This window comes from Streptomyces sp. NPDC046925 (genome assembly GCF_040644915.1).
In the GTDB taxonomy this organism is placed as follows: Bacteria; Actinomycetota; Actinomycetes; order Streptomycetales; family Streptomycetaceae; genus Streptomyces.
The window spans coordinates 236,640-249,505 of sequence record NZ_JBEYWZ010000005.1; the positions used below are offsets into that span (position 1 = coordinate 236,640).

Here is a 12,866-nt window from a genome sequence, read left to right on the forward strand (position 1 = left end):
CCACCGCCGGCCCACCAACCACCACCGGAACCCGACGAGCCGGCCGACCCGGAGTACGTGCCGCTGCCGCTTCCGCGACCGGCGAACACTGCGAGTCCGATAACCAGAGCCACCGCAACAATCACGAAGACCAAGATCATGACCTTCACGCCCCTTTCCGTTCCCCCGAAGCAGGCCCCCCGTGGGTCCGCGTTCTTCCGTGTTGTTCGTGTTGCACTTGCGTGAAAGGGGAATGCCCCCGTGGCCGTCGGCCCAAAGCAGAGTTGAGGAACTTCAGAGGGTTCTCAGGGGGTGGTGTCCCCTGACCAGCCCAAAGGGGTTCCTGAGGGGTCGTCGGCACCTCTCTGGGCCGTCTGTGGGCCGTCATCACCCGAACGGGAGGCTCCGAAGACCTCGTCAATGGCGCGGCGGGCACGCTCCCGACTGTCCGGCATCAGATGGGCGTACACCCGCAGCGTCAGCCCCGGATCAGCGTGCCCCATGTACTCGCTGATGGCCTTGATGTTCTCGCCCGCGTCCAGCAGGGCGGAGGCGTAGAAGTGCCGCAGGGCGTGCATGCCGTGCTCGCGGGCTCCCGCGTAGCGTTCCCCCTCGTCAACCTCCGGGATGAGTCCCGCTTTGGCGAGGGCGGGTTTCCAGTCCTTGGCGTTGAAGTTGCTGCGCCACACCATGCCCCCTTGCTCAGCGGTGAAGATCAGACGGGCGGACACCTTCGGCCCTTCCGGCGTATCCCACGGCAACGTGATCTCCACGGGCTTACGGGCGTCCATGTGCGCCCGGAGAGCTCGCGCGACGGAGTCGGGCAAAGGCACGTCCCGCTTCTTGCCGCCCTTGGGGAGAGCGAACACCGGGCGCCCTTCCACATGTTTGATCTGCCGGACCACGTGGAGTGTCTGCCCGTCGGCGTCGATGGCATCCTCCGCCAACCCGAACACCTCGCCCTGACGCAGGCCGCACCCGGCGCCAACGTCGACCATCGCCCGATACGGCTCCAGAAGAGCCGCCCGAACGGCGAACACCTGGTCGGGCAGTTTGTCGCTGCTTTCTTGGCGTGTCTCACATTCCTCAACTCCCGTTGATCGGACGTGTGGTTAGCAGTTGATGAGGGTCGTGTCGCGGACGTACCGTCCCGCCGCGTGTTGGTGCACTTTTTTCTTCCGAGGGCTGGCAGTCCTGGGGGCTCGATGGCGAGCCGTTGATCCCTGAGCGGATGCCGGTGCTGTTCGACGACGACTTCCTGTTCGAGGACCAGGGGGGTCCGCGGGCGACGCGGGCGGTGAACGCCTGGCTTCGTACGCTGCCGTCGAGCGGGGCGCCGTCGCCGAATTCGTGGCGGGCGTGCTGGCGGCCCGGGACTGGCTTGTGCATCTGCAGCGACGCCGTGTCGCGGTGTTCGGTACGCGGCAGGAGCTGGTGGCCGCGCTCGGTACGTACGCGGAGCGTCGGCTGTCGGGGCCGATGGACGAGCGGCTGGAGTTCTCATCGTGGGAGTTGCAGGTCACAGCGCTGAGCCGGTTCTATGACTGGGCCGAGCATGAGGGCCTGGCCGCGGCGGTGCCGTTCACGGTGGCTACCGGCAAGCGGATGGTGCAGGGCCGGCTGGTGGAGACCCGGCACAACCGGGCCCGGCTGCGGCGGCCAAAGCCGCACGTGAAGGTGCAGTACCTGGAGCCGGACTTCGCGGATCTGTTCCGCTACGGACTGGCCGGGCTTGGCCCGGATGGGCTGGAGGACGCGACGTTCCGCGGCCGGTTCCCGGGCCGGAACGCGGCGGTGGGTGGTCTGGTGCTGGGCACCGGGATGCGGAGCCGGGAGTTCACCCACCTGCTGGTTCATGAGGTTCCGCCGCTGCCCGCCGAGCCGACCGAGGTGCCGATCCCGTGGGTGGTCCCGGAGTTGGCGGCCAAGGGGCGGAAGTTCCGCACGACATGGATCGACTATTCCTCACTGGCGGCGGTGCACTCCTACATCGACCTGGACAGGGAGATGTCGCGGGGGGGCGTGGCGGCCGGAGAGGCCACTGGTGGTGGAGGAGGCGGACTTTTACGGCGGCCGGGTCAATGGTCGGCGCACACGCTGGGCGGCGCTTCGGCCGGAGGAACGGCTGCGGCTGGTCGGCCCGGAGGGAGGCTCGCTGTTTCTGGCGCTGAGCTACGACGGGCGACCGTTTGTGGACTGGGGCACGCTGTTTCGCCGCACGGCCCGCCGGATCCGTGAGCGCTTCGGGCCGCGGTTCCCGGATGTCGCGCCGCACCGGTGCCGGCACACCTTCGCCATGGCCACCCTGGAGAAGCTGGTGGAGGGCCACTACCGGCAGGCCGCCCAGCTCGCCGCAGTGACCGGCGATGCGTCCGGGCTCGCGCTCTACCTGCTGAAAGCCGACCCGCTGCTGATCCTGCGGGACCTGCTGGGGCACTCCAGCGTGGTCACCACCGCGATCGAACGTGCGCAGGGCTGGGGGCGCCCCTCCAGGGCCAAGACCGCCTGGCCTGCGCCCACATCCCGTGAGTCCCGGAGTCACAGACTCCGGGACTCACGTATTCCGGTCCCAGGGGTGGACGGTGAACCGCGCCAATGTGATGGTCCAAGCGCCGACCGGGGCGAACGTCATCATCAGGCCCACGGCAGGGGCCGCATTGCCCGTGGAGCGGCTCGACTCCTCGCGCTCCGTTCGCTCCGCCCGCCAGTGCTCGGGTGGACCCCGGCGGCAATCTCCCTACCTCCTCCGACTGCCCGATACGCCATGCCCGCCGTCTCGTTGGGCCGACGTGACCACCCACCCGAATTCCCCTGCCGACGAAACAGCGTCTATGCATGAAGGCGACTACTCAACGAAATGTCTTGTCAAGCAGCCATCCTTTATGCGGAAGCTCCACGATCAGTGATCGTTGTAGAAGCCCGACTGCTTCCAGTAGTACGTGTCGCTGCGACCGCCCGTTCCGGCGTAGGACACCTCGATGTTCTGCTTCTCAGGAAGGTTGTACTTACTGCCCTGGCTGGCAGAGCGATGCTGGCACGTTCCCTTCCCGCTGCTGACCGTTATGGTGTACTTGTAGGTGACCAGGGCAGCCGAGTGGCCATTCCCGGACGTGTCGCACACGGAGATGTAGTCGTTGTTCTCCTTGATGTAGACCCTGACCCCGTCCCCGGACCATACGTGATCCCACGTAGCGGCGGACGACGTGCTGGCAGTGACCAGCGTTCCGGCTACCGATACGGTGGCGATAGCAGCGCCGACCATAGCGCGGGCAAGCTTGTTCATGAAGTCTGTCCCCATCTTGACTTGTGAAAGTCTTCCGTTCAGATATGAAGCTAGCAACTAATGATCCAGTTACTCCCTCAGAAATCTGATCGTTATCTATGCCGGACGATGTCGTCCGCCATCGTCTCCGCGAAGCCAAGGAGGAAGAAGCCGAAGCCTTCGACACCCTCGACCGCGTGCGCCAAGAGGCAGCGGCTGCCCGCGATCACCTCGCATCCCTGCAAGCAGCACAGGCTGAGTCCAACGCCATCCGATGGTTCGCCGAGCAGCGGCCGGACGTCATGGACCGCATCTCACCCGTCCTCGGCGACCTGATGAAACTGCGCGCCGAGTTCCCTCACCTGCGCCCGGCCGATCAGCTCGCCGCTGCCGGACTGCGCCCCGACGATCTCGGACTCTCGGCCGACGACGTGCCATTCATCGCGCTGATTCCCTGCGGCCGTACGGACTAGGGGCCGAGGTGGCTGCCAGGGGAGACCCGGGCATGATGCCGGCGGGAGGCTCAGGAGGGCGCGGCAACCGCCTCGCTGACGGGCGCAGCGGCCCGGAGCCGGTCGAGTCGCTCGTACAGTGCACGCACCAGCCAGGCCCGGTTGTGCACCCGGCTCAGGCTCGTGCACGGCAACTACAAGTTGCGACCGCCTTTTCCCCGCCTGCAGCCTGACCTGGACTCCGTCACGGAGCTTGCCCTGAAAGACCTCGATCCCAGACGCTGGGGCACGACAGCCATCCACAGATGCAGCGTTTGCGACCGTCCGATCGAACAGGCTGGGCTCCGGCAGATGTGGATTTCACTGCGTGTGGCCACTGACGTATTGCCCCTGCTGGTGAACGCCTGCTCATCGGCCTGCGTCGCCGCACTGCCCAGTGGTGCGCAGGACTACATCCACACGCCGCACAAGGGGGGCCGAGTCGACCAGCCGCCGTCCGATTGGGACTGACCGACCGGGCACCGGACGTCATGCAACGATCACCCCCAGAGATGCAATCCGGAGCGAAGCGTTGACGCTGGACTACCGAGACACTAATGACCGAACGCGAGCACCACGTACCAGCCCCTGACCGAGACACGAAAGAAGGTGGACACGGCCTACGCCGCGTTAATCCAGAGATCGCCCACGCTGTGGGCGACGTACAGGGCGACGAACCCGTCGTTATTCAGATTGGGGAGAGGATTCCCAATCTTGCCCATCAAGACTTCTGTCAATGTCGCGCAATTGGGCAAATAGGCGAAGCTCCATTTCGGCGAGCCTCCGCAGTTCGCGAGTCAGATATTCAATGTTTGCCGAATTGACCGCAACTAGCTCATGCACCTCTTTAATCTCGCCTATCAGCCGCATCTTTTCATTGCCACTCGAAGCATCGTCCTGAAATCGCGTTCGTAAATTTTCTGCTCCGCCGCCAGTCCAGGGGTGTCAACGTGTCCCATACGTCGTAGCATCGCGCGATTGCACCGTCGATACGGCGGAGCGGGTGCGGGGTCTTCATACCCGGTACATGCCCGCATGGGGCGGCTCGGTTGCGGGCGCAGCCCCATGCCGTGGACAGAGTCTGTCGATGACCGAGGTTCGCTGGCTGCGCAACCTTCGCTGCCACAGGACGTTCCGGACTGAACGTCCAGGCCATGCCGCAGCTCAGAGGACATGTCTCGGGCATCACTTCAGGCCCCACCCCCCGGCCGTGAGTTGAGGAAGTCCGAAGGTTCGGCGCAGGATGGCGGCCATGACCTCCACATCCGGGAGCGGGCGCTTGCTGCTCAATCGCCGCCTCGCCGAGTTCGGTACGACTATTTTCGCCGAGATGTCCGCCCTCGCGGTGAAAACGGGCGCCATCAACCTCGGTCAGGGCTTCCCCGACACGGACGGTCCCGAGGAGATCCGCGAGGCCGCGGTGCGTGCCCTGCGCGACGGCCGCGGCAACCAGTACCCGCCGGGCCCCGGCATCCCCGAGCTCCGTACGGCGGTCGCCGCGCACCAGCAGCACCGGTACGGCCTCGCGTACGACCCCGACCGCGAGGTCCTGGTCACGGCGGGCGCCACCGAGGCGATCGCGGCCTCGCTGCTCGCGCTGGTCGAGCCCGGCGACGAGGTCATCGCCCTGGAGCCGTACTACGACTCGTACGCGGCGTCGATCGCCCTCGCGGGCGGCAAGCGCGTCCCCGTGACGCTGCGCCCGGACGCCGCCGCGGGACGCTTCCGCCTCGACCTGGACGAGCTGCGCGACGCGATCACGCCGCACACCCGGCTGCTGCTCCTCAACACCCCGCACAACCCGACCGGCACCGTCCTGACCCGCGCCGAGCTCACCGAGATCGCGAAGCTCGCGGTCGAGCGCGACCTCCTCGTGGTCACGGACGAGGTCTACGAACACCTGGTCTTCGACGACGGCGAGGGCACGGAGCACATCCCCCTCGCCTCGTTCCCCGGCATGCGCGAGCGCACGGTGACGATCGGCTCCGCGGGCAAGACGTTCTCGTTCACCGGCTGGAAGGTCGGCTGGATCACGTCCACGCCGGAGCTCGTGACGGCGGTCCGCTCGGCGAAGCAGTTCCTCACGTACGTCTCATCGGGGCCGTTCCAGTACGCGATCGCGGAGGCCCTTGCGCTGCCCGACTCGTACTTCGCCTCGTTCCGCGAGGGCATGCGCGCCAAGCGGGACCTCCTGAGCGAGGGTCTGACGGCGGCCGGCTTCGACGTCTACCGACCTGCGGGCACGTACTTCGTCACCACCGACATCAGCGCCCTGGGCGAGTCCGACGGCTTCGCCTTCTGCCGGGCCCTGCCCGAGCGCATCGGCGTGGTCGCCGTCCCGAACGCGGTCTTCTACGACCACCGGGAGGCCGGGGCGCCGTTCGTGCGCTTCGCGTTCTGCAAGAAGGACGAGGTCCTCGCGGAGGCCGTCTCCCGGCTGAAGTCGCTGTAGCAGTCGCGGGCAGACATGCGAGAGCCCGGCCGGGGTGTCCCGGCCGGGCTCTCGCTGTGACGTACCGACGTGACCAGTCGTGCGGTGACTAGGCCTGGTCGCCGGGCTTGTCTTCGCCCTCGGTGCCGTCGACCTCGGCCTCAAGGCCGAGCTGCTCGACGAGCCACTTGTCGAACTCGATCGCGGCCCGCACCCAGCTGACCGTCGACGACACGAAGTGCTCCAGGGAGACACCCGTGCCGATCAGCATCTGCGCCTCGCCGATGAGGCGGACGGTGCCGTCGTCGTGGGTGTGCGTGTAGACCTTCGGCCACAGGGTGCGGCGGTTCCAGTCGTCGATCGCCTCGAGGAGCTGCTGCTTCTCCTCGATGCCGTGCGCACGGTCGTAGAACGTCCGCACCGAGAAGACCTGCTGGTCTCCCTCGCCGCGGAACATGAAGTACGTACGGAACTCCTCCCACGGCGCCGCGAGGTCACCCTCGTCGTCGACGACGTGCTTGAGCTCCATCTGGTCCAGGAGCTGCTTGACCAGGTCCTGGTCGGGGACAACGGGGCCCGCCGGTCCATCGCCCTGCTGCGGTTCGGGCTGTCCCCCGAAATTCGGAATCGAGGACGGGTCGATGCTCACGTGCTTAGTCCCTTCGTACGGATTCCGCCATCCTGCCCCATGTCGGGCGGGGGCCCGCAACCCCCGCCCCCGATGTGACCGGGTTATGCCGTCCCGAAGCCCCTCACAGGGTCTTTCCGGTGGCATTTCCCGCGGTATTTCCCGTGGTGTTTCCGGCCGCCGGACCGACGATCAGATCGTCCCCGAAGGTGTCCACGCGCACCGTGTCCCCGTCCTTCACCTCTCCCGAGAGGATCTCCTTGGCGAGGCGGTCGCCGATGGACGTCTGGATGAGGCGGCGCAGCGGCCGGGCGCCGTACGCCGGGTCGTTGCCCTCGTCCGCCAGCCAGGCAAGCGCCTCCGGGGAGACGTCCAGCGTGAGCCGCCGCTCGGAGAGCCTCTTCGCCAGGCGGTCGATCTGCAGCTTGGCGATGTGCGCGAGCTCGTCCTTGTCGAGCGCGGAGAAGACCACGAGGTCGTCGAGCCGGTTCAGGAACTCCGGCTTGAAGGACGCCCGTACGACGTCCAGGACCTGCTGCTTCTTCTCCTCCGGCGAGGTCGTCGGCTCGACGAGGTACTGACTGCCGAGGTTGGAGGTCAGGACGAGGATGGTGTTGCGGAAGTCCACCGTCCGCCCCTGCCCGTCGGTGAGACGCCCGTCGTCGAGCACCTGGAGCAGTACGTCGAAGACCTCCGGGTGCGCCTTCTCGACCTCGTCGAGCAGCACCACGCTGTACGGGCGCCTGCGCACGGCCTCGGTGAGCTGACCGCCCTCCTCGTACCCGACGTAGCCGGGCGGGGCGCCGACGAGGCGGGACACGCTGTGCTTCTCGCCGTACTCGCTCATGTCGATGCGGACCATGGCGCGCTCGTCGTCGAAGAGGAAGTCCGCGAGGGCCTTCGCCAGCTCGGTCTTGCCGACGCCGGTCGGGCCGAGGAACAGGAAGGACCCGGTGGGCCGGTCGGGGTCGGCGATCCCGGCGCGCGTGCGGCGCACCGCGTCCGACACCGCCTGCACGGCCTCGGTCTGGCCGATGAGGCGCTTGCCCAGCTCCTCCTCCATACGGAGCAGCTTCTGCGTCTCGCCCTCCAGGAGGCGCCCGGCGGGGATGCCGGTCCAGGCTCCGACCACGTCGGCGATGTCGTCGGGGCCGACCTCCTCCTTGACCATGGTGTCCTTGGAGACCTCCTCCTCGGCCTCGGAAGCGACCTCCAGGTCGTGTTCGAGCGTGGGGATCTCGCCGTAGAGCAGCTTGCTCGCGGTGTCGAAGTCGCCGTCGCGCTGGGCGCGCTCGGCCTGGCCGCGCAGCTCGTCGAGCTTCTCCTTCAGCTCACCGACGCGGTTGAGGGACTGCTTCTCCTTCTCCCAGCGGGCGTTGAGCCCGCGCAGCTCCTCCTCCTTGTCGGCGAGGTCGCGCCGCAGCCGCTCCAGGCGCTCCTTGCTCGCCGGGTCGGTCTCCTTGCTGAGAGCCAGCTCCTCCATCTTGAGGCGGTCGACGGAGCGCTGGAGCTCGTCGATCTCCAGGGGGGACGAGTCGATCTCCATCCGCAGCCGCGACGCGGCCTCGTCGACGAGGTCGATGGCCTTGTCGGGCAGGAAACGCGAGGTGATGTACCGGTCGGAGAGCGCGGCGGCGGCGACGAGCGCGCTGTCGGCGATCTGGACCTTGTGATGGGCCTCGTAGCGCCCCTTGAGCCCGCGGAGGATCGCGATGGAGTCCTCGACGGTGGGCTCGTCGACCAGGACCTGCTGGAAGCGCCGCTCCAGGGCCGGGTCCTTCTCGATCCGCTCGCGGTACTCGTCGAGGGTGGTCGCGCCGACCATCCGCAGCTCACCGCGGGCAAGCATGGGCTTGAGCATGTTGCCGGCGTCCATGGCGGAGTCGCCCCCGGCCCCCGCTCCGACGACGGTGTGCAACTCATCGATGAAAGTGATGATCTGCCCGTCGCTCTCCTTGATCTCGGAGAGGACGGTCTTGAGGCGCTCCTCGAACTCGCCGCGGTACTTCGCACCCGCGACCATGGCACCCAGGTCCAGCGAGACGAGCCGCTTGTTCTTGAGAGACTCGGGGACGTCGCCCTTCACGATGCGCTGGGCGAGCCCTTCGACGACGGCGGTCTTGCCGACGCCGGGTTCGCCGATGAGGACGGGGTTGTTCTTCGTGCGCCGGGACAGGACCTGCACCACGCGCCGGATCTCCTGATCACGCCCGATGACGGGATCAAGCTTTCCGTCCCTGGCGGCGGCGGTGAAGTCAGTCCCGAACTTCTCCAGGGCCTTGTACTGGCCCTCCGGGTCCGGTGTGGTCACCCGGCGTCCTCCCCTTGCCTTCTCGAACGCGTCGAGCAGCTTCTTGGCGCTGGCCCCGTTCTTGCCCAGGACCTCGCCCGCGGCGCCGCCCTTCGCTGCGATGCCGATCAGCAGATGCTCGGTGGAGAGGTAATCATCGCCCAGCTCCTTCGCGCGCTGCGAGGCGTCGGCGATGACCGCGAGCAGATCGCGGTTGGGCTGCGGCGGCGCGACGGTGGAACCCGTGACGCTGGGCAGGCTGCCCAGTGCCCGCTCGGCGTCGGCGCGGACGGCGGCCTGGTCGGCCTCGACCGCGGCGAGCAGGTCGGTGATGTTCTCGTTGTCCTGCCCCTCCAGCAGGGCGAGCAGCAGATGCGCGGGGGTCAGGTCGGCATGGCCTTCCTGTACGGCCCGGTTGCTGGCCGCGTTGATCGCGTCCCGGCTCCTGTTGGTCAGCTCGGCGTCCACGTGAGTCGTCTCCTCCTTGCGATCCGTATGACCCGGTGGCTCGGGTGACCCGGCCCACCTGCTTTAAACAGCGTACATAAAGTTGAGTCTATTCCACTCAAGGAAGGTAGAGGTGGGTGCGGAGGGGGGGGTCACGTCCGGCGGCCGGAGGGAGATCTCGTCGGGCGGCCGGAGGGAGATCTCGTCCGGCGGCCGGTTAAGTTCCCTGCATGGCCATCGACCCACACCACCCCACACCCGCCTACCTCAGCTTCTGGCGTGAACGGCATCTGTGCACGCTGACGACACCGCGCCCCGACGGCACCCCGCACGTCGTGCCGGTCTGCGTGACGTACGACCCGGAGGCGGGTGTGGCCCGCGTGCTCGCGAGCAGGTCGAGCACGAAGGTCAGGAACGTACTCGCGGCGACGGAGGCGGGCGACGGGGCGGCCGGGGCGCGGGTGGCGGTCTGCCAGGTCGACGGGCCGCGCTGGGCGACGCTGGAGGGGATCGCGCGCGTACGCACAGAGGCGGCCGAGGTCGCGGAGGGCGAGCGGCGCTACGAGGAGCGGTACGGGAAGCCGCCGAGGGTGAATCCGAACAGGGCGGTCATCGAGATCGCGCTGACGCGGGCGATGGGCTCACGTGGGCTGAAGCCGGGCGAGGCATAGCGACACCTCGCCGTTCCCCGCACACACCACAGCGGCGCCACCGTGTTCAGGTCCACGGTGGCGCCGCTGCTGGGGGAAGCACCTGCGCGATGTACAACGACGGGGGATCGCGTCAGGCGCTGCGGGGGGTGGCTGTGATGGCTCTTGTAGTGCTCTGGCTCTGCTGTTCCTGCTTCTCACCGGGCCGGCCGGGGTCTCCGACGAGCTGGTGGTCACGACGGTCGAGATTAACGAAGACCATCCCGTACCGAATGGCACACCGCACGGGCTGCGGGGCGCCTCGCGGCTTGCGGAGGCACCGGTAGGCCCGGATCTCCTCCTCTTCGTCACGGGTGACGACCACCGGCTCACCGAGAAGCGTGACCATCAGCGAGTCGCCTGCGTGGGGTATCGCGGTGGCGAGATCGATGAAGTGCCAACCGGAGCGGTAGGCGGTGGCCATTTCTCGGCGGAAGGTGCGGTCGTCCGGGGGAGTACTCATGCGCCTGCTCCCGCCGGGGCGACGCCCCATGCGAGGTCGCCCGGGAGGGCCGAGACGGCACTCGTGCCCGTGCTGTGCGGGTGACTTCCCCAGGCGAGATCAAGACTGTTCGCCATGCCCATGACCAGCCCTGCGGAGAAGGTGGTGACAAGCACCGAGCGAAGCATGCGCTTAAACATGGTCGGCTTCGTCCTCACTTGGTAGGTTCCTCTCCCCCGGCTCAACAAGACGATGTCTCAATCGAGCACGTCAAAGCCACAGAGACGATGCATCATGTTCTTGCACGTTCAGGACCCTGGGGGGTGGAGATTTGGTGACATCGGGCGCGAAAACGACACATCCTCACCCCGCAACCCCTCTTTGTGACGAAGGTTCCAGGTTGTACGCCCTCGCACTGAGCGACGGCCGCCTGCCGCGCTCCAAGGCTGAGAACGCACCCTGCCTACTGGACTTCGCTCTTCTGCACCCTGATCCGGACGACGCGAACTGGCTCCGCCCGGTTTCCCCGTCCGCCGCCCTTTCCCAGCGCCTCCACCCTCTCGAACGGGAGATCCAGGAGCGCCGCAGAGTCGCCGTCGAGTTGACCGACGTATTCGAGCCATTCATGGCGATCACTGCCCGGACGGAACCCTCCACGCATGCGATCACCGTGCTGGAAGGCGACGCCCGCATCAACGAGGTCATCGAGCGTGCCACAGCGGAGTGCCGTACTGAGGTTCTCACCGTCCAACCCGGAGGCGGCCGGAGCGAGAACCTTCTCAACGTGGCGATAAAGCGCGGCCAGGCGGTCCTCGACCGCGGCATCACGATGCGCACCCTCTACCAGCACACGGCCAGGCACAGTCAGGGAACTCTCGCCTACGCGGCACACATGGCCCAGGGAAACGTGGAGATCAGGACCCTGGAAGAGCTGATCGACCGGCTGATGATCTTCGATCGCAGTGTGGCGCTCATACCCGCCCGCGACGACCGCCATGTCGCCCTGGAGCTACGCCACCCCGCCATGGTCGAGTACCTGGCCAAGGTCTTCGAGCAACTCTGGCGTCGTGCCACTCCCCTGGTCGAAGAGGCCCCCTACGCTCCCTCCACCGATGGCATCACCGGTGTACAGCGCACCATTGCCAAGCTCCTCATCGAAGGCCACGTGGACGAGGCCATCGCCCGCCGCCTCGGTATGAACGTCCGCACCTGCCGCGCGCACATCGCCAAGATCGCCGCGGCCCTGGGCAGCGGCAGCCGCGCTCAACTCGGTTACCTGATCGCCCAGTCCGGAATTCTGGACAAGAGTCACTGAATCCGGTCGGGGAGCGAGCGGAACATGACCACGCAGTCCCATGCGCACGGAGCCGACGAACTGTGCACGGCGGGCACCGCCCTATACGAACGTGCTCTGGCCGAGGGGCGCATCCGCAGCGAGGCAGCCGAAGCGGCGCCCTGCCTTGCCCGCTTCGGGCTCCTGCGGGCCGACGCCGACGATCCGGCATGGCTGCGGCCCACTGCGCCCGCGGTCGCCCTCTCCCGGCTGCTCGAAACCGTCGGGCACCGCATCGCACAGCACCGGAGTCGCGGGGCGAGCCTGGCCACGACGTTCGAGTCGCTCATGGCTCTCGCCCCCCGCCATGCCGCCCCCGCCGGCCCCTCCGCCATCACCGTCCTCAACGGACTGCCCGTCATCCAGAAAGCGGTGGCACGGGCGCTGGCCGACTCCAGCAAGGAACTCCTTTCCATCCAGCCCGGCGGCTACCGGCCGCCCGAGATACTCGCCAAATCGCTGCCCGACGCGCGAGGCGCCCTCTCCCGAGGGGGCCGCATGCGCACGCTGTACCAGCACACCTCACGCCACTCGCTGTCCGTGTTCGGTTACCACGATCAGCTCCAGGGCAACACCGAGGTCCGCACGCTCGACGAAGTCACCGACCGCCTCTTCGTATTCGACCGCGTGGTCGCCTTCATACCGGCCAGCAAGGATCGCAGCGTCGCCCTGGAGATCCGCCTCCCCGCCTCGTCGAGCACCTCGCCGCAGCCTTCGAGAGCCTCTGGAGCCTGGCCACGCCGATGTATCCGCACGCAGAGGAACTGCCGTCGAGCAATGGCATCACGACCCGTCAGCAAGCCATCGCACACCTCCTGGTGGACGGCCTCACGGACTCGGAGATCGCGCTTCGGCTAGGCATGAACGTCCGCAC

Annotated in this window: 10 protein-coding genes and 1 pseudogene; 6 read left to right on the top strand and 5 right to left on the bottom strand. The window is 67.5% G+C overall.

The genetic code is table 11. The features are described from left to right. Positions 1-284: 284 nt before the first annotated feature. Positions 285-1,031, bottom strand: a pseudogene (locus ABZ906_RS22540) (site-specific integrase); the annotation flags it as partial. 298 nt (positions 1,032-1,329) lie between these two features. On the opposite strand from ABZ906_RS22540, the gene ABZ906_RS22545 reads away from it, so the two are divergent. After that, positions 1,330-2,217: a hypothetical protein gene (locus ABZ906_RS22545; protein WP_361385235.1), complete on the top strand. Its 888-nt coding sequence runs from the start codon at positions 1,330-1,332 to the stop codon at positions 2,215-2,217. Between the two features lie 661 nt (positions 2,218-2,878). Here ABZ906_RS22545 and ABZ906_RS22550 read toward each other — a convergent pair. Further along, positions 2,879-3,262: a hypothetical protein gene (locus tag ABZ906_RS22550; protein ID WP_361385238.1), complete on the bottom strand. Its 384-nt coding sequence runs from the start codon at positions 3,260-3,262 to the stop codon at positions 2,879-2,881. Between the two features lie 98 nt (positions 3,263-3,360). Here ABZ906_RS22550 and ABZ906_RS22555 point away from each other — a divergent pair, with 98 nt between their 5' ends. Both ABZ906_RS22555 and ABZ906_RS22560 read left to right on the top strand, forming a co-directional pair. After that, the gene (locus ABZ906_RS22555; protein WP_361385240.1) at positions 3,361-3,714 is read left to right on the top strand and encodes a hypothetical protein; all 354 of its coding nucleotides are present in this window, start codon (positions 3,361-3,363) and stop codon (positions 3,712-3,714) included. Positions 3,715-4,975: 1,261 nt separating this feature from the next. Continuing rightward, positions 4,976-6,184 (top strand): pyridoxal phosphate-dependent aminotransferase, encoded by a 1,209-nt coding sequence (locus tag ABZ906_RS22560; RefSeq protein WP_361385242.1) that lies wholly within the window; start codon positions 4,976-4,978, stop codon positions 6,182-6,184. An 88-nt stretch (positions 6,185-6,272) separates the two neighbouring features. Here the strand turns inward: ABZ906_RS22560 and ABZ906_RS22565 are convergent, their stop codons facing one another. Together ABZ906_RS22565 and clpB are read right to left on the bottom strand one after the other, a co-directional pair. Continuing rightward, a complete protein-coding gene (locus tag ABZ906_RS22565) occupies positions 6,273-6,812 on the bottom strand; it encodes a YbjN domain-containing protein (RefSeq protein ID WP_361190771.1) in 540 nt (179 codons plus the stop codon). Positions 6,813-6,915: 103 nt separating this feature from the next. Continuing rightward, positions 6,916-9,549 (bottom strand): ATP-dependent chaperone ClpB, encoded by a 2,634-nt coding sequence (gene clpB, locus ABZ906_RS22570; RefSeq protein ID WP_361385245.1) that lies wholly within the window; start codon positions 9,547-9,549, stop codon positions 6,916-6,918. Between the two features lie 209 nt (positions 9,550-9,758). Between clpB and ABZ906_RS22575 the strand changes: the two genes are divergently transcribed. Further along, on the top strand, positions 9,759-10,199 hold the full coding sequence (locus ABZ906_RS22575; protein WP_361385248.1) for a pyridoxamine 5'-phosphate oxidase family protein: 441 nt from the start codon (positions 9,759-9,761) through the stop codon (positions 10,197-10,199). A gap of 112 nt (positions 10,200-10,311) precedes the next feature. Here ABZ906_RS22575 and ABZ906_RS22580 read toward each other — a convergent pair whose 3' ends face one another. After that, positions 10,312-10,680 carry a hypothetical protein gene (locus ABZ906_RS22580; protein WP_361190763.1) on the bottom strand — a complete coding sequence of 123 codons (369 nt, stop codon included), beginning with the start codon at positions 10,678-10,680 and terminating at the stop codon, positions 10,312-10,314. Between the two features lie 310 nt (positions 10,681-10,990). On the opposite strand from ABZ906_RS22580, the gene ABZ906_RS22585 reads away from it, so the two are divergent. Beyond that, positions 10,991-11,974 carry a helix-turn-helix transcriptional regulator gene (locus ABZ906_RS22585; RefSeq protein WP_361385251.1) on the top strand — a complete coding sequence of 328 codons (984 nt, stop codon included), beginning with the start codon at positions 10,991-10,993 and terminating at the stop codon, positions 11,972-11,974. 24 nt (positions 11,975-11,998) lie between these two features. Then, the gene (locus ABZ906_RS22590) at positions 11,999-12,850 is read left to right on the top strand and encodes a helix-turn-helix transcriptional regulator (RefSeq protein WP_361385254.1); all 852 of its coding nucleotides are present in this window, start codon (positions 11,999-12,001) and stop codon (positions 12,848-12,850) included. Positions 12,851-12,866 lie beyond the last annotated feature (16 nt).